15 protein-coding genes are annotated in these 17327 nt (G+C 66.0%); 5 read left to right on the top strand and 10 right to left on the bottom strand.

Going from position 1 to position 17327, the window contains the following annotated elements:
• Positions 1 to 2 precede the first annotated feature (2 nt).
• The 3 genes from NR101_RS01785 (at position 3) to NR101_RS01775 (ending at position 2769) form a co-directional block, all read left to right on the top strand.
• Positions 3 to 209 carry a nuclear transport factor 2 family protein gene (locus NR101_RS01785; protein WP_256774449.1) on the top strand — a complete coding sequence of 69 codons (207 nt, stop codon included), beginning with the start codon at positions 3 to 5 and terminating at the stop codon, positions 207 to 209.
• 371 nt (positions 210 to 580) lie between these two features.
• Positions 581 to 1486, top strand: coding sequence for a LysR substrate-binding domain-containing protein (locus tag NR101_RS01780; RefSeq protein WP_256774448.1), 906 nt, complete (start codon positions 581 to 583; stop codon positions 1484 to 1486).
• Positions 1487 to 1587: 101 nt separating this feature from the next.
• Positions 1588 to 2769: an MFS transporter gene (locus tag NR101_RS01775; RefSeq protein ID WP_256774447.1), complete on the top strand. Its 1182-nt coding sequence runs from the start codon at positions 1588 to 1590 to the stop codon at positions 2767 to 2769.
• 208 nt (positions 2770 to 2977) lie between these two features.
• Here NR101_RS01775 and NR101_RS01770 read toward each other — a convergent pair whose 3' ends face one another.
• Positions 2978 to 3883: a tyrosine-protein phosphatase gene (locus NR101_RS01770; protein WP_256774446.1), complete on the bottom strand. Its 906-nt coding sequence runs from the start codon at positions 3881 to 3883 to the stop codon at positions 2978 to 2980.
• 16 nt (positions 3884 to 3899) lie between these two features.
• Positions 3900 to 6182 carry a TonB-dependent receptor gene (locus tag NR101_RS01765; RefSeq protein ID WP_256774445.1) on the bottom strand — a complete coding sequence of 761 codons (2283 nt, stop codon included), beginning with the start codon at positions 6180 to 6182 and terminating at the stop codon, positions 3900 to 3902.
• A gap of 128 nt (positions 6183 to 6310) precedes the next feature.
• On the opposite strand from NR101_RS01765, the gene NR101_RS01760 reads away from it, so the two are divergent.
• Positions 6311 to 6955, top strand: coding sequence for a TetR/AcrR family transcriptional regulator (locus NR101_RS01760; RefSeq protein ID WP_256774444.1), 645 nt, complete (start codon positions 6311 to 6313; stop codon positions 6953 to 6955).
• 170 nt (positions 6956 to 7125) lie between these two features.
• Here NR101_RS01760 and NR101_RS01755 read toward each other — a convergent pair whose 3' ends face one another.
• A complete protein-coding gene (locus tag NR101_RS01755) occupies positions 7126 to 7320 on the bottom strand; it encodes a hypothetical protein (RefSeq protein ID WP_256774443.1) in 195 nt (64 codons plus the stop codon).
• A gap of 825 nt (positions 7321 to 8145) precedes the next feature.
• Between NR101_RS01755 and NR101_RS01750 the strand changes: the two genes are divergently transcribed.
• Positions 8146 to 8502 carry a YkgJ family cysteine cluster protein gene (locus NR101_RS01750; protein ID WP_256774442.1) on the top strand — a complete coding sequence of 119 codons (357 nt, stop codon included), beginning with the start codon at positions 8146 to 8148 and terminating at the stop codon, positions 8500 to 8502.
• A 95-nt stretch (positions 8503 to 8597) separates the two neighbouring features.
• Here NR101_RS01750 and NR101_RS01745 read toward each other — a convergent pair whose 3' ends face one another.
• The 7 genes from NR101_RS01745 to NR101_RS01715 form a co-directional block, all read right to left on the bottom strand.
• Positions 8598 to 9800, bottom strand: coding sequence for a hypothetical protein (locus NR101_RS01745; RefSeq protein ID WP_256774441.1), 1203 nt, complete (start codon positions 9798 to 9800; stop codon positions 8598 to 8600).
• Between the two features lie 107 nt (positions 9801 to 9907).
• Positions 9908 to 11155, bottom strand: coding sequence for an arsenic transporter (locus NR101_RS01740; RefSeq protein ID WP_256774440.1), 1248 nt, complete (start codon positions 11153 to 11155; stop codon positions 9908 to 9910).
• A gap of 18 nt (positions 11156 to 11173) precedes the next feature.
• Positions 11174 to 12442, bottom strand: coding sequence for an MFS transporter (locus NR101_RS01735; protein WP_256774439.1), 1269 nt, complete (start codon positions 12440 to 12442; stop codon positions 11174 to 11176).
• Between the two features lie 55 nt (positions 12443 to 12497).
• Entirely contained in the window at positions 12498 to 13712 is a 1215-nt protein-coding gene (locus NR101_RS01730) for an acyltransferase family protein (RefSeq protein ID WP_256774582.1), read from the bottom strand.
• Between the two features lie 156 nt (positions 13713 to 13868).
• Positions 13869 to 15533: a phosphoethanolamine transferase EptA gene (eptA, locus tag NR101_RS01725; protein ID WP_256777691.1), complete on the bottom strand. Its 1665-nt coding sequence runs from the start codon at positions 15531 to 15533 to the stop codon at positions 13869 to 13871.
• Between the two features lie 78 nt (positions 15534 to 15611).
• Entirely contained in the window at positions 15612 to 16004 is a 393-nt protein-coding gene (locus NR101_RS01720; RefSeq protein ID WP_306175328.1) for a diacylglycerol kinase, read from the bottom strand.
• Positions 16005 to 16098: 94 nt separating this feature from the next.
• A complete protein-coding gene (locus tag NR101_RS01715; RefSeq protein WP_256777690.1) occupies positions 16099 to 17310 on the bottom strand; it encodes a HAMP domain-containing sensor histidine kinase in 1212 nt (403 codons plus the stop codon).
• Positions 17311 to 17327: the final 17 nt, after the last annotated feature.

Genomic DNA, 17327 nt, shown 5'->3' with positions numbered 1-17327 from the left:
CCATGTCACTGCACCTCAACTCCGCCGATATCCGTCATGACACACATGCCGTGGTCGAAACGCTGTGCCGCTTCGCCGCAGGTATCGACCTGCGCGACCGCGCGCTACTCTCTTCGGCCTTTACAGAGGACGCCATCTCCGATTTCCGCCCCGCCGGTGCAAAGGCGGGCTTCGAGTACCCGGTGCTGCAGGGGCGGGAACCGCTATGACGTTGTGTTGTCACGCTGTGACGCGGGGTGGGAGATCAAGCGCGTGGTAGTGGACAACGTCTGGAGGACGGGTGATCCGAGCGTGCTCGCCGGAATCTGAGCAGATTGGGCGGTCAATGGCCCGCTTCTGGCCGGAAGCGGACCTCGGGACCGCCATGGCAGCGCTCAAGCCAAGGCAGATGCCTGAAGACCATGCCGACCCCGGAAAGCAGAAGCGCGAGTCCCGTGGCTGACGCGCCCTGGATAGACTTGGGTGGGTGCATGGCAGAGTGGGGGGGCGTTGAGATCGCGAACGCGTCGGCGCCCCAGGCGCAGTGATTTGCTATGTTGACCACGCCCAATCCAGGGGAAACAAGAGGTGTGGCGTTTCAGTGATAGAGACCCGCCTGCTCCAACAGTTCGTTGCCGTTGCTGAAGAGCTGCATTTCAATCGTGCCGCCGAGCGGCTGCACATGGCCCAGCCTCCGCTGAGCCAGGCGATCCGCAAGCTTGAGAGCGCCGTCGGTGCGCCTCTGTTCGTGCGCACCAATCGCAGTGTGGCACTGACCGCGGCCGGCGCGGCGTTCCTTGTCACTGCGCGCAGCACCTTGCGCGCGTTGGCGGAGGGCGTGGCGCAGACGCGACGGGTGGCGGAAGGGATTGAGGGCCACCTTACGCTGACCTTCATCAACATCGCGCCCTATGCCCCTCTGCTTCGCGCGCTTCGCGGTTTCCGACATGCTTCCCCCGGCATTTCGTTCACCATGGTGGAAGCCACAACCCAGGAGCAGGTGATCGCGCTGGAGCAGGGCAGGGCGGATATTGGGTTCATGCGGTCGCCCGGAACGTCTGTCCCGCACCTGCGTCTGGCCACCGTGTCGAGCGAACCGATTGTCGTCGCGCTGCCTGCCGGCCATCGGCTGGAAGCGGCCCCGACCATCGCGCTGCAACTGCTTAAGAACGACGCGTTCGTCGCCTCACCGCGGACGCTCGGCAAGGGCTTCCATGACCAGCTTCTCAGCCTGTGCCACGCGGCGGGGTTTGTTCCCGACATCGTGCAGCACGGCCGACAGATGCAGACCCTGATCGCCCTGGTGGCCGCTGGGTTCGGCGTCGCGCTACTGCCCGCGTCCCTCGCCACAAATGCGCGAACGGACGTGGTGTTCCGCCCGCTCCAGGTGGACGCTTCCGATGCGCTGTCCCGCCTGGACCTGTTCATGGCCTGGAACGAGACCCGGGCATCGGCGATCCGCGACCGGTTGATAGAGGCGGTCCTGGAGACCTTGTCACCGCCCTGATCGGATGAGACGCGCCGCGTCTTGGTGCGGTATGCAGACAGTCCTTCACCCACACCAGGCAAGCCACTAGTCTTCGGCGGCCCCGCTGCTGAGGATCTGCAATGCCCGCCGCCATCTATGTATTTTCGCTGTGCGCATTCGCGTTCGGTCTTTCCGAGTTCGTCGTCGCGGGGCTGTTGACCGCCATTGCCGACGATCTTGATGCGCCCATTTCCCTCGTCGGTACGGCCATTGCCGCTTACGCACTGGGTGCCGCCATCGGGGCACCGTTCATCACCGCGCTGGTCGCCCACTGGCGGGACAGGCATATCCTGTTGCTGGCTACGGCCTTGCTTGGGGTGGGCAGCCTGCTGATGAGTGCGTCGCCCAATCTGGTGGTTCTGCTGGCTGTCCGCTTCGTGGTCGGCCTGGGCCACGGCGTGTTCATGGCGGTGGCCTCCGACGCGGCCACCCGGCTGGTGGATCCACAGCGATCCGGTCGGGCGCTGTCGGTGGTGTGGATCGGGCTGACGCTCGCACTGGCCATCGGTGTTCCGCTCGGCACCTATCTGGGAAGCCTGTGGTCCTGGCGCGTGATTTTCATGGCGATTGGCGTGCTCAGTGCGGGGGGCATGCTTGGCCTGGCGCTCTGCATGCCACGCGGTGAGGCGGAAGCGGGTTCAACCGGCGGTGGCGCGTGGAAGGGCATCAAGGCCATCGCCCATCCGCAGCTGCTGATCACCGCCGGTATCGGCGCGCTCGTCAGCGTTGCCACGTTTTCGTTCTTTACGTTCGTCTCGCCGTATCTGCAGCAGGTCACTGCGGTGGGCGTGCAGTGGCTGAGCCTGGGGATGCTGTTGTTCGGCATCTGCGCGATCGCCGGCAATCTTCTGGGAGGCTTCCTTGCCGACGCGACGGACGTGGATCGCAGCATCCGGTTGGCGTTGGTCGCGTTGGCGCTGAATCTGCTCGGCCTGTACGGCGTGGCAAGCTTGCCGGTGCCGATGATGCTTCTGATCGGCACGCTGGGCATCTGCTTCTTCGCCATCGTGACCCTGCTGACGCTGCGGCTGCTCAGGCAGGCCCAGCGCTTCATTCCCGCCTACAGTTCGGTGGCGGCGGGGTTGAACATTGCCTCTTTCAATCTGGGGACTGCGCTGGGCGGCGCATTGGGCGGCCTTACGATCAGTTATGCGTCATTGGCGTCCATCCCGCTGACGGGCGCGTCGGCCGCGGTGATTGCTGTGATGGCGTTGTACCTGCAAATGCGGCGCCAGGGAGAGCTGGAGTCTTCGGTTCCCTGATCGGCACCGACGCGTTGGATGGCACACGCCTTGGTCGGCCGAGGCGGGCACAAGGCGGCGCGTCCCGGCAGGTCCTCTGCGAGGCAAGGGTTGATGTCCACCGCAGCTGTGGGCGTGGGGCCACCAGAGGGTGCAGGCAACGCAGGAGCCCCGGACTATCCAGGGCTCTTGTGCTTTTCTATCGGTTGGCCAGGTCTGCCCGGGTCACTCAACCCGCCTGACCCAGCCGCACCTTCAGCTGATCGATTTCCGCCTCGCTCACGCCGATGGACTTCAGATAGCCCTCTGCACCGCCGTACTGCTTATGCAGCGCTGCCAGGAACATGTCCATGTTCTCCGGTGCCGTGCCGGCCATACCGGCCATCTTCCTGCCGATCTCCGGGTTCTGCTTGATCAGTTCCATGATCTGCGCGTTCATCGCGCTGTCCTTGGGCTGCCCCTCCAGGTAGTGCGCGGAGATGGCGTAGTTGTGCACGATGTCCGCGCGCGAGACCCCGGCCAGGTCGAGCAGCAGCCCGGCGATGATGCCGGTGCGGTCCTTGCCGGCGGTGCAGTGGAACAGCACGGTGCCGTCGCGCTCGGCCGCGATGCGCTGGAAGACCTGTTTGAACTGCGGCTGGCTGTGGTCCAGCCACTGCACGTAAGCGGCGCCCAGCGAATCGGGGAACGTGGTCATCATCTTCTGCAGGTCCATCTTCTCGGTGCCCATCAGCGAGGTCCGCTGGTAGGCAAAGCGCGCATCGGTGGCCAGCAGGTCCGGCGACTGCGCCTGCTCATCGGCGGTGCGCAGGTCGATGTCCAGGGTGACGCCGGCGGCGGCCAGCGCGTCGCGGTCGGCGGCGGTCAGGCGGCCCAGGTCCGAGGTGCGCACGAACGCGCTGGCCGGGATGGGGCCCTGGCTGCCGTGCAGGCCGGCGAAGGTGCGGGTGTTCCATGCGCCCTGCAGCGGGATGACGCGCTGTGCATCGGCGGCGACCGGCTGCACGTTGGCGGTACGCAGGGCGGCGCTGGTGGTGTCGGCGGCGGGCGCGCGTGCGAGCGCTGCGCCTGCGCCGCTGATCAGGGGCAGGCTCAGGGCAACGGCGAGGGCGAGTGGGGCGGTTCGGTTCTTCATCGGGTTCTCCAGGCGGTCAGAAGTTGACGGTGACGTCCAGGCCGTAGGTGCGCGGATCATTGAAGATGCCGCTCTGGCCAAGCGAGGCGTTGTTGAGCTTGTAGAACAGGTGTTCTTCGTCGAGCAGGTTGCGCGCCCACAGTGAAATGGCCATGGTCGAGCCGGTGCTGTTGAGGGGGACGTCGATCAGGGCCACGCGTGCGTTGACGATGAAGGAGCTGTCGGTGAGCATCTGGTCGTATTCGCTGGTGTAGTAGCCGTCGGACCAGTTGCCGTCCAGGTGGAACTTGAGCGCGGCGAAATTGGCGAACGGCACCAGGTAGTCCAGCGACAGGCTGCCGGCGTTCTTCGGCGCCAGCAGCGGTTGCACGGTGACCTGTACGCCCGCGCCGAACGGGTCGACGGCGCGCTGTGCGTCGATCTTGGTGTAGGCGTAGTTCAGGCCGACGGTGAGGTTGTCCACCGGCACCACGTTGAACTCCAGCTCGGCACCGCGCGAGCTGCCGTTGCTGAGCGCGTTGGTGGTGACCATGGTGGTACGGGTTTCGCCGCTGTTGGGGTCGAAGGGCAGCGAGAAGTCCATCTGCTTGTGTTCGATCTTCGAATCGAACAGGGCCAGATTGAGGCGCGCGCGGTTGTCCCAGAACTGCGACTTGAAGCCGAGCTCGATGGCGGTTACTTCTTCCGGGGCAAAGGCGGTGAACGTGGTGGAGCGCGAGTTGGCGCCGCCGGCCTTGAAGCCGGTGCTGTACTTGGCGTACACCATTGCGCTTTCGCCCAGGTCGTAGGCGATGTTCACCATGGGATCGAAGCGGCCCCAGGCATCGTCGAAGGCCAGCTGGGTGGCCGCACCGTTGACGATATACAGGCTGCCTTTCTTGTCATCGCGGGTGTAGCGGCCGCCGGCGGTGAGGTGCAGGCGCTCGAGCGAAGCCGGCGTCCAGGTGGCCTGGCCGAAGAGGCCCAGGCTGTCGGTCCACGCCTTGCTGGCGCGGTCGATGCGCACGTTGGCGAGGTTCAACGGGTTGGTGGCCGGGTTGAGCGTGTAGCTGTTGCCGCCCGGCCCCCACAGCAGCATGTTGGGCGTCTGCGCGTTGTCGCCGGCGGTTTCGTGATAGTAGAAGGCACCGGCCAGGAACTGCACCTGCGAGGTGGTGCCGATCAGCTGGAATTCCTGGCTGTACTGGTGCTGGTAGACCTGGGCAAGGCTGTAGCGGGCGAAGGGAGTGTTCGGACCGCCGTACGCGGAGATCGCGTCGACCAGGCCCATGTCGAACTGGCCCTGGGTGAGCTCGCGGTAGGAGCTGATCGACTTCAGTTCGAGGGTGTCGCTCAGGGTCCAGCCGAGGTTGAGCAGGTGGCCGCTGGTGCGGCCGATGTTGTCTTCCTGCGGGCCGCCGAGGATGGACGAATCGCGGCGATCCTCGCTGGCACCGGCTTTCTGCAGCGGGCTCACGAAGGCACCCGGTACCAGCAGTTGGGTGTGGTACGGCGTGGTGGCGTCATAGGAGGTGTCGAAGGCATACAGCGCGGAGAAGGTGTCGCTGGGCTGCCACAGTGCGCTGATGCGGGCGCCGCGCTTGTCATAGCTGTTGAAGTCGCGCTCGCCACGCATCGGGTTGTCGGTGGTGCCGCCGCGCTTGGCCTGCACCGCGTCGATCTTGACGCTCACATCGCCCACCTTGGGCAGGTCCAGGTGCAGGCCGGTGGTGTAGCCGCTGTAGTTGGACACGCCCGCGCTGACGCTGCCGCCGAACTCGCCGGTGGGCTGTTTGGTGACGATGCTGAGTGCGCCGCCTTCGGTGTTGCGGCCGAACAGGGTGCCTTGCGGCCCCTTCAATACCTCGATGCGCTCCACGTCATACAGCATGCTGCCCAGGCCCTGCGCGCGGCCCATGAACACGCCATCGACGTAAACGCCCACACCGGCGTCTCGCGCGGGCTGGTTGGCATCGCCGGACGCGCCGATGCCGCGGATGCCGATGTTCAGTGCCGAGCTGCGGGTGGCGAACGGGGTGACGCGCAGCGAGGGGATCGAGCCATCGGCGAGGCTGCCGATGGAGATGGCGCTGCGGTCCTTCAGTGCTTCGGCATCCACCACGGAGACGGAGATGGGCGTCTCCTGCAGGTTGGTGGCGCGCTTCTGCGCCGTGACCACCACCTGGTCCAGCGCGACCACGTCGCGGGCGGCGGTGTCTGCGTTGGCGGCGGGTTCGGCGTCGTTGGCCAGGGCAATGCCGGGCAGGGCGGTGGCGATGGCAAGGGCTAACAGGTGGCGGTGCAGCGGGGCGTGGCGCATCGGATGGGTTCGCGGGAGGGGGAAGGCCGGCGCAGTCTGGACGCGTGGAATGACAGATGAATGACCGTTCATTCACCTTTCGAATGCCGTAACATCCGTCATCAACTGGACGCCCTCTACGACGAGCAATGACGCTTACTCCCCTTGCCGGCGCACCCGCCGAAGACGCCGCTGCGGCCCGTGCCGACGCCCAGCGCCAGCGGATCCTCGACGCGGCGCAACGCTGCTTCATCGCCCGTGGCTTCCATGCCGGCTCGATCAGCGAGATCGCCGCCGAGGCGGAGATCAGCCAGGGGCTGATGTATCGCTACTTCGCCAACAAGCGGGCGCTGATCCTGGCGCTGATCGAGCGGCAGCTCGCCCACGACCAGGCGTCCATCGGCCAGATGCCGGAAGCGGCGGACCTGGTGGAAGGGCTGCTGCGTTGCTACGACGTGTGGGCGCAGGGGGAGACGTTGGAGACCGCTGGCAATGCCATTGCCAACGTGGCGCTGTATGCGGAAATCACCGCTGAAGCCCACCGTGATCCGGTGGTGGCCGAGGTGCTGCGGCGACATGATCGACAGACAAGCGCGGCGATCGGCGCCTGGTTGCGTCATCACGACATCGCGCGTGGTCGCAGCCCGGACGAGGGAGAGATCGACGAGCGCACCTTGCTGCTGCGGCTACTGGTGGAGGGCCTGGCGATGCGTGCCGTGCGCGACCCCGGGCTGGCGAAGGAGACCCTGGCCAGACTGTTGAGGGCCGCGATCTCACGCGTGCTGGGGGAGTGACCTGACCGGACGCAATTTGCGTCAACGCGCTGCGCGGCGAACTCGAACAGGCCAGCCTGCAAGGCGGGGAAGAGGCCAAAGATGGCCAGCCGCTGCTGGTGACGGGGAGGCTGGCCAGCGTGTCGGACAAGCGGAAGTAGATACGTGCGGGGCTTTCGGCCCGGTGGGCGTCACTTGGCGTCGAGGGATGCCTGGAGCGCTGCAGCCAGCGCCGCGTCGCCGTTGACCAGCTCGGTCCACTGCAGTTCCAACCCGTTTCTACGCCCCTTCAACACGAGCTTGAGGCCGGTGGGGTCGATGGTCAGGGTGTAGGTTTCCTCTCCAACCTGAACTTCTCTGCGGATGGCTTTGTCGAGAGGCGTCATGTCCTGTCTGTTGCCGTGGGAAGTAATGAAGAGAAGAGACTAGTGCCGTTCCAGCCGAGGCGCGCGTGCACGCTGCGGCTGAGGTCCGTGGGCGGGCCACGGAGGGTGTCGGGTGCAGTACCCCTCATGCCGCGTCCGCAAGGATGACGCGCAAAGAACACCGGGCGTGTGGGTGGGGCCGCAAGTCGGGCACTGGCAGGCGCCGTCGTCTACGGCGAGCTTGCCGCGTCGCCAGAGGCGGCCCTGTATTCCTCGCAATTGCCGCTTGGGAAGCGTTCCATGTATTCAGCAAATCGCGCCCCCGAGATCGCTTGCCTGGTTCCGCATTTGGGACACGTGATAGCCGCCCCTCCGGCGTTGAACGCTTCCAGGATCGGTGGTTCGGTTGCCCTGAAGATGTGCCGGCACGAGTTGCACTGGACCCGTATGAACTCGATCTCAGGGAAGGCATGTTGAGCGGTTTTCGTTGGGCTACAGCACACTTCAAACAGGTAGAACAGGCCAGTGTCTGGCATAGGTGTGTCCTTGACGACGACGAATCACGGTGGAGCGAAGGACGGTCTGGTCGGCGCATGGTCTCACAGGGGCCGGTGCTGAATACGGCTCCCTGGTCCCAGCGGTAGCCAGGCGAATGTAGGTATGGGCGGAAATCAACGCCGGGGCCCGCTTATGGCTGAGGTCCTGAAGCGGGATGGCACACAAACAGGCCCTTATCGCGATCGGCGCTTGGCTGCGGCTTCACGTCATTGGGCGCGTGCCTACGCCCAGCAGGGCAACGGGGTTGTAAAATGCCCTCCCGTTGATGCGTGACCGAGGCTCATCGCAATGCCCTATACCAATAGCGACGCGATAGATCGGTTGCGCGAGCAGATCCCTTCCTTCCGTTGCATCGTCGGCTGCCACGACTGCTGTGGCCCGGTCACGGTGTCGAGCGAGGAGATGGCGCGCCTGCCCGTCAAGAGCGACGCCGAGCGTGATGCTGCCTTGGCCGAGCTCAGTTGCCCCTACCTGGGAAAGCAGGGGTGCGAAATCTACGCGGAGCGCCCGCTGATTTGCCGCTTGTTCGGGACCACCCCGCGTCTGCGCTGCCCCAATGGCCAGCGGCCGGTCTATATGATCGATGAGGCAGTGGAAGACGAGATCCATCGCTTTCTTCGCAGCACGCGGCAGGTGCTGCTTTAGCTTGGCCGGCTGCTGGCGATTGGTGTGAGCGGACATTCGCCCAACACGGTAGAGGTGGCCCCGGCAACTTTCTCCAGGGCGGACGCGCTGGCCACTTACGGCGAGGCCGGTGGGGCGATGTAGCGCTCCCAGTAGCCGGCAAGCTGGGCCTTCTTCCGCTCGCCGAGTTCGCTGCCGAGGGTCTGCTGTATCCCGGCCGCCTCTTCGCTACGCCCGGCACGGTGCAGCTCACGTGCCGTTTCGATCAAGGCCCGTTGGCGCACGGTGAGGTTGCCGAAGGGATCGAAGTACGAATCAAGGCGCGCGGCGTCGGTTACGCCGGTCCAGGTAAAGCGCGCATCGCCGGCGTCTGAGGCGATGCGGCGATAGCGGTCCACCGCAGCGGCGGGTGTGATGCGCTCTTCCAGCAGGTCCAGGCGGGTTTCCATCAGCCTGACGTCGGGGGAGTTCTGTTCCGCCTTGAGTGCCTGTACGGTCTCGCGGACGAATGCGCGATCGATGTTACCGGTGGCGGACTGGACGCCCAGAAGGTTGAAGCTGGCCACAGCCACGCGATACTCACGGCGCTCATGCTGGCGCACCTGCGCCTCGGTGGGCTTGCCGAGGCTGGAGGGCTGGACGATGCGCACGTCGGCGGCATCGGCCAGGATCGCTTCGATATCGCGCTTGTGGAACTCGCCGACCACCACGACAACCGTGCCACCTGGATGTGCCTTCGCCGCCGCCGCCACCCGCTGGGCCTGCAGGTAAGTGCGATAGAGATACAGCCTGCGCGGCAGATCATCGGTTGCGCGCTTGGCCGGGGTTGCGGCCCACTGCGCGATGCGCGCGACGTTCTTTGCTTCGTCGGCGTGGAAAAGATCCCGGGTGAGGTGGCTCGGGGCAGGGAACGACAGGAACTGCTGGAATCCACTCGCTGGGCGCAGTTCCGGCGCGGCGCCCAGGTCCACGCCGAAGCCGAGCCGGGCATCGTCCACCGGCGGCTCCCAGTCGATGGGGCACAGCGCGATGCCGTTGCGCCGGGCGAAGGGGACCACGACGTCCTGGACTTCGTAGGTGAATTCGTAATAGTCGTTGCGGGCGAAGGCCTCGGGCGAGCGCTCGATGCAGATGGCATCGGGCTTGGCATGTGCCAGGAACGCGGCAAGCAGGGCGGGGCGATCGTTGCGCGCCACCAGCTGGGCGGCGTGGTCGACGCCCAGCACGATGACGGTGGTTTTTCCGTCCACTGCCTTCGTCGCTGCGCCAGCCATTCCAGCCATCAGCAACAACGCCATCGAGAAAAACAGACGCTTCATACGCGGTCCTTCCATTCCATTTGGTCCAACGTAGCGCGCAAACGGCGCTGGCTTCCTGTGCCATTGGTTGTAGTCACGTCGGCCGACACAATGCGGCAATGACGTGATTACAGAAGCCAGAGCGCGGCAAGCAAGGCCGGCGGCATCACCAGGATGCCCAGGCGCAGGAAGGTCAGTGCACTGACGTGCTCGCCTTCGCGACGCAGCGCCACCAACCAGAGCATGGTCGCCAGCGAGCCGGTCACCGACAGGTTGGGGCCGAGGTCCACACCAATCAGCAGGGCGGCGCGGGTCTGCGTGGGCAGGTCGGCCATCTGGCCCAGCGAGCCGGCCACCAGGCCGATCGGCAGGTTGTTGGCGAGGTTGCTCAGTACGGCGGCCGCGCCACCGGCCAGCCAGCTGGCTTCGCTGGGCGATGTACGGGCAAAGGCCTCCAGTGCGTCGGCGGCGATGCGGATCACGCCGGTGTGCGCCACCGCCTCGACCAGCACGAAGAGCCCGGCAACCAACGGCAGCACGCCCCACGAGACATGCCGCAGGATCGGCATCGGGCTGCGGCGCTGGCGCAGGCGGATGGTGGCCAGGGTAGCGGCACCGGCGCAGAACGTGGTCAGACCCAGCGGCCCGTTCATCGCCGAGGTCACCAACAGCACGCTGCCGGTGACACCGACGCCGATCGCGCACAGGCGCCCGCCCTCGGACAGCGGCCGTTGCTCGGCCACCGCCACCAGGGGCGGTGCGATCTGGCGGCGATGGGCCAGCCGCAGCACCAGGTAGGTCATTCCGATGGCGGCCAGCGAGGGCAGGGTGAACTGCCGCAGCCATTGGGCCAGGGAGGGCATGTGATCGCCGAAGACCACCAGGTTGGCCGGATTGGAAATGGGCAGCACGAAGCTCGCCGCGTTGGCCACGAAGGCACAGACGAACAGATACGGCAGCGGGTTGGCCCGGGCGGCCTTGCAGGCGGCGTAGACCGCCGGCGTGAGCACGACGGCCGTGGCGTCGTTGGACAGGAAGATCGTGACCAGCGTGCCCACCAGGAACACCAAATCAAACAGGCGTTGTCCCGAGCCCTTGGCGTGCTGCACCGCATACGCGGCCAACCAGTCGAACAGCCCTTCCTGCCGTGCCAGTTCGGCCAGCACCATCATGCCGATCAGGAAGAGGTAGACATCGCCGCCTTCGGCCACGGCGGCCATGGCCGCATTCAAAGGCAGCAGCCCGGTAACGGTCAGCAGCGCGGCCGCGCCCAGTGCCCAGGCGTACTCGGGAACGCGCCACGGGCGAAAGATGACACCGCAGGTGGCGACGGCGGTTACCGTCCAGATGATCAGGGACGTGGTTGGAATGTGCATCAATGGCTCGGGAAAAACTCAAAGGCGGGCGTTGGATGCCGTTGTTGCAGGTTCGGCGGTGGTATCGCTGGCCTGGGGCCGGGTCTCCGGCATGGCCATGGCCAGGACGAAGGCGAGGGCAGCGATGGCCGCCAGGGTCAGGAACGCGACATCATACCCAGCGAACTGCACGATCAACCCGGCCAGCCCAGGACTGAAGGCGGCGCCCAGCCCGAAGGCGGTGGACACCGCCCCCAGCGTGACGTTGAAGCGACCGGTCCCCTGGGTCAGGTCACTGACGATGACCGGCAGCAGGGCGCCGAAGATGCCGGCACCGATGCCGTCGAGCAGCTGCACGCCGAGCAGCCAGGCAGGCGCGTCGGACAGGGGATACAGCACGCCGCGGATCGGCAGGATGAGGAAGGCGGCCAGCAGCAGCGGCCTGCGTCCCCAGGCGTCGGCCCGGTTTCCGACCAGCAGTGCGGCCGGCACCATGACCAGCTGTGCCGCCACGATGCAGGCGGCGGTGAGCGTGGTGGCCAGCTCGGGGCTGGTCTGGGACAGCTTCTGGCCCACCAGGGGAAGCATCGCCGCATTGGCCAGGTGGAACAGCGCACAGCAGGCCGCCAGGATCATCAACGTTCTGTCGTGCAACAGCCGCAGGACCGAGGTCGGCGCGGGCGCGTCCTGGCGCGGGGAGGGCAATCCACGCGCGCGCTCGTGGTCGATGGCCGCTGCCGGAATCATCAGCACGGCGGCGATGCTGGCCAGCGTCATGGCCGCCATCAGGTAGAACACCACGACCGGGCCGCCCACATACGCCAGCCCGCCCGCCAGCACTGCGGCGACGGCGTTGCCCGCATGGTTGAAGGTTTCGTTGCGGCCCATGCGTCGTGCGAACACCCGCGGCCCGCCAATGCCCAGCGATATGGCCGCGATGGCCGGGGCAAAGACCGTGCCGGCGATGGCACTCACCGCCTGGGTGATGGCCACGAGGGTGAACGAGGTGGTCCAGGGCAGGACCAGGCAGCTGACGGTGACCAGTATCGCGGCGATCACGACCGTCGCGCGCTTGGCGTTCACCCGGTCGATCAAGGCGCCTGCCGGTGTCTGCGCGACCAGGGCGGTGAGCCCGGCCACGGTCATGACCGCGCCGATGCTGGCCGGTTCCCACTTGTGGACCGCCAGCAGGTAGATCGCCAGGTAGGGGCCCAATCCGTCGCGCACATCGGCCAGGAAGAAGTTGACCCCGTCGAGCGCGCGATCAGGCGAGCGGGACGGCTGCAGGGCGGGGGGCGGTGGATTCACGTGCGCAGGCTCGATGGTCGGGACGATCTACCCCCATGCTCGCGGGGTGCGCACGTTATGCGCGCGCGTCCGTGACGGCCGTGTGGCGCCGGGGAGCGTCCTCGCTTACCGCCTTGAGCCCGAACAACGGCCGGAGCCAGCGCACACGACGAATCAGGCACTCGTGCAGCAGCAGGCAGCCGACCACCGTTGCCATCAATACCAGCAGCGGCTCAAGCACGGGCCCAAGCTGCAGCGGCTTCAACCAATACAGCGCCGCGATGAGCAGGCTCTGGTGGAGGATGTACCACGGGTAGACGGCCTCGGTGCAATAGGGCAGCCAGCGGAAGGGTCGATCCAGATAGCGCCTGGCCCAGCCCAGGAGGGTCAGCAGGACGCCCCACACGTAGAGCATCTCGCAGAATTTCGACTGCACGCTCCAGAACGATGCGGGCCAGCGACGTAATACCGCGTCGGCCGGCAGCCACTGGCCCAGTGCTTCCAGCAGGAAATACCAGCAGACCGCGCAACCCACGGCGGCCAGGCTGGTCCAGCGCAGGGCAACCGCACGCTCCCAGAAGGCAGGCTCCCTGCCAAGCAGATACCCGATCAGGAAGACGGTCAGGTACTTGGCATGCTGATACGTGTCGTTCACCAGCGTATTGGTGGCTGGATGCGCGGGTGCCAGCCACACTAGCCACAGCAGCAGGATCCCCGCGGGCAGGAACAGGAGCAGCAGCCCGGGAGCGCCCGCAAACCGTGCGGTGGCGCGGCGGACCGGTGCCGAATCCAGCAGTGGCTTGAGCAGCACCAGCAGCATGCTGTAGCACCACAGGTAGGCCAGGTACCAGAGATGGTTCCAGGTGATGCCAAACGGTGCGCCGGCAAAGCTGCCGGGCGGCCAGGGCCGGACCTGCCAGTAGCGCAGAAGGAAAGCCCCGAACCCGGGCGAGGCAGCGCCATTGCTGACCGCCTCGCAGTAGGGCTGGATGGGGACCACCACGAGCATGCCAAACAGCAGGGGCAGCAGCAGCCGCCAGCTCCGCACGGCCGCGAATCGACCGCGCCGCAGGCCGGGGCCCAGCAGCGCGATGGCCACGCCGGAAATCAGGAACAGCAGGGACATCCGCCAGCCGTTGAGCAGGCGCATGGGCCACTGCAGGTCGGGCGTGGTGTGGGTGCTCTTCAGATGGAAGCCCCAGCCGTCCACGTAGGCCATGGCGAGGTGATAGAGGATGAGCAGCGCGAAGGCGATGACGCGCAGGGCGTCGATATCGTGTCGTCGGATCATGCGAGCAGGACGGATAAGGGAGCCGCAGCATGCGGGGCCGTAGCGCCGATGGCACGCGGAAAGGGACGGCGGCACAAGGGTTTGGGGCCAATGGCGGGGCCTGAGGGACGAGCGGGACGGCGCACGCCCCGCGGGTGAGGCGATGCCGTGGAGCGGTCAGCCTGGCGCCGGGGCGCGGCACCCGGCGAACAGGTCCAGCCCCTTCTGATACACGCCGCTTTCCACATCGAACAGCCCGAGGAGCGAGTGGTAGAGGTTGTCGTGGCTGTAGCGCTCACCCTGGGCGTTGCCGCGCAGGCAGGCGAGATCCAGGCCGGCATGCCGAGCGAAGGACGGGGAGAACCACATCAGCATGGGCACGCTCGTCTGCTCAGGGGGCGCAATGACGTACGGCGTGCCGTGCAGGTACATCCCGCGTTCGCCCAGCGATTCACCATGGTCGGACACGTAGATCATGGCCACGTCGCGCTGGTCCGCGTACCCCTCCAGCAGGGCGATGGTCTTGCCGAGCACCTGGTCGGTGTAGACCAGCGTGTTGTCGTAGGTGTTGGTCAGCGCCTCGTTGGTGCAGGTCTGGATCTGGTTGCTGTTGCAGGTCGGGCGGAACACGGTGGCCTGTTCGGGATAGCGCTCGAAGTAGGTCGGCCCATGGCTGCCGATCTGATGCAGCACGATCAGGGCATCGCCCTTCATGGCATCGATGCGGGCACCGAGCTGGTGCAGCAGCACCTCGTCGTGGCAGGTGCCGTCCTTGTTCACGCACTGACCCGCCACCTTGAGGGCCGGCATGTCGTCGGTGGGCACGCGCTGGCATACCCCTTTGCAGCCGCCGTTGTTGTTGTTGCGCCAGAGGATGTCCACGCCGGTGCGCTGCAGGATGTCCAGCAGGTTCTCTTCGGTTGCGGCTTGAACGTCGTCATAGTGCCTGCGCGCCATGCGGGAGAACATGCAGGGCAGTGAGATCGCCGTGGCCGTACCGCACGATGCGACGTTCTGGAAGGCGATGACGTCCCCGCGCCGGGACAGGACCGGATTGGTCGCGCGCGGGTAGCCATTGAGCTGGAAGTTCCGCGCGCGCGCGGTCTCGCCTACGACGGCGATGATCAGCCGGGGTCGCTGGCCTGCAACCGTTGCAGGGCGGGTGGCGTCCTCGGCGACGGTCCGCAGGGGGCGCGAGACGGCCATGTACCTGCGTTTGAGATAGCCGTTGGCATTGCGCACGACGGCAATGGGCAGCACCTGGTCCTTCAGCTGCCGGTTGTTGCGAAGCAGGGAGGCGTAGTCCTTGTAGAAGGCCAGAGACACCACAGTGAAGACCACCAGCGACGCCACGACATTGACCACCCATCCGCACGCGGTCCGCCATTTTCCCGCCGTGTATCGAACCGGCAAGGACACCATCGCGGTGGCAGGCAGCACACCCAGCATCAAGAGCGTAAGCAGCAAGGGCGCGGAGACGTAGGAGGCGAGTTCGGCCTGGTTGGTCTCCAACGCGTTCTGCACCATGCTGCGATCGATCAGCACGCCGTAGTGGAGCATGAAGTAGGTGCACGCCGCGCTGATGATGACCAGCAGTGCCAGCAGCGGCTTGCGCAGGTAGGGCAGCGCCAGCAACGGCGTGAGCAGGATGTTGAACGCACAGAAGAGGAAGATCGGCAGGCTGATCAGGAACAGCACGCTGCGCGGCGTGTCCAGCGACAGGTGGTTCCATAGCGTTTGCCACAGTGCGATGTTCCCCGCGGTGGTGAAGAACAGCGCGGCGATCCAGGTCAATTGCACTGGGGTGGGCCGAATCGAGGTCAGACGTTGAAGCACGCGCATTCTTCCATGAAGTGAAAAGTGCGCGCAGTATCGAAACGGGTGTATCAGGAAGTTGTCAGGGACGTGCTTCTGTCTTGCCTATGCCAACAGGATCACCGCCCAGACAGCACCGACCATCAGCAACGCCGTGGTCTGCGCGGCACTGCCCATGTCCTTGGCGTTCTTGGAGAGTGGGTGGAGATCGAGCGAGATACGATCGACCACGGCCTCGATGGCGGAGTTGAGAAGCTCGACCAGCAGGCTGATGAAGCTGACCGCCAGCATCAACGCACGTTCGGCCGGGCTGAGATCAAGCACGAATGTGGTCGCGATCAGCAGGCCATGCAGGACCAGCAGCTGCCGGAACGCCGCTTCGCTGCGGATGGTGGCCAGGAAGCCGTCACGGGAATGGATCAGCGTATGAAACACCCGGTTCAACCCGGTTTTGCCATGGGGATACTTGCCGGTTCCGGTGGGGCCTGACGATTGCATCTGCATCTCACAAAGGGCTTGGTCTCTGTGGAGGATTGAGAAAGCCGTGTCAGAAAGCCGTCAGGATGGCGCCACTACGGCGCGCTGCACGTGTTCATGCCGTGCCAGGCATGTCGAGCGTGAACCGGCAACCGTTGGCCGAGCTTGCTACGGCCATCCGCCAGCCCAGGTGATCCACGATGCGTTGCACGATGGACAGGCCCAGCCCTTCGCCGCTGTGGCGCAGGCTGGGCTGGAAGCGCTGGAACTGCTGCGGATCGACGCTGGGCGGCAGGCCGGGGCCGGTGTCGGCGATGATCAGCGTGGTGCCCTGCACGATGATGCGTATTTCGCCTTCATCGGTGTACTGGCATGCATTGCGCAGCAGGTTCCAGACCACGCTGCGCGCCAGCTCGGCGTTGGTGTGGAGGCGCGGGTCCTGCGGCGCTTCCAGGTGCAGGACCACTGGCTTGCGTGCCAACCAGGGCTCGCAGCGGGCCATGCAGTCTTCAATCAGGGGGCGCAGCGGAACGTCTTCCCTGGCCAGCCGCTGCGGATCACGCGAGAGGAGCAGCAGGCAGGTCAGTTGGCGCTGCATTTCCTGGGTGGTGCGCAGGATGCGCTCGCCGCTGGCCCGCAGGGGACTGTCGGCGGGCAACTGGTGAGCGATGGTTTCCGCCGCGCCGGCAATGATGGCCAGTGGCGTGCGCAGTTCATGGCTGGCATCGCCCACGAAGCACCGCTCGCGCTGCAGGAACTGTTCGGCTTCATCGCTGTGCTGCGCGAACGCGCGTGCCAGTACGCCTATCTCGTCACGCGCATCCTGGAACGGAAACGGCATCTCCTTGCGTTCCACGGCGTCGGCCAGGCGGGTGATGGGGGCGATGACACGGGCCGAGGTGAGTCGTCCGATCCAGAACGCGAAGAGGATGCATAGCAGGATGACCAGCAGCGCGTAGCCGTCGATGACGTGCTCGAGATACTGGTAACGCTCTGCATCCTGGCGAAGGTAGTAGCGTTGCCCGTCGACGTCGAACACCAGCAGGTGCCAGACGTCGGGCTTGCCGACGCTGTAGTAGCCCGGCGCGTAGGTCCGCAGCGCTTGCGGCGCGGTGTGCGCGTCGTAAAACTGGCTGCCATTGGCCATGACCGGCGTGGCGCCGTTGGCTATGTCCGCTTTCAGCCGATGCATCTCGCTGTGCAGGCTTCTGGAAATGACGTATGCGCGCAGCTCGTCGTAGTCGAGCTGCTCGGCGGCGACCACAAAGCCCATGACCGCCACCATCAGGAGCACGAAGGACACCGTAATGCGTGTCCGGAGCATCATCGGCCGGTACATTGATT

Source organism: Stenotrophomonas sp. Ste86 (assembly GCF_024519465.1).
In the GTDB taxonomy this organism is placed as follows: Bacteria; Pseudomonadota; Gammaproteobacteria; order Xanthomonadales; family Xanthomonadaceae; genus Stenotrophomonas.
The sequence above is the reverse complement of the archived record's forward strand: the minus strand, read 5'-3'. Positions and strand labels throughout refer to the sequence as shown.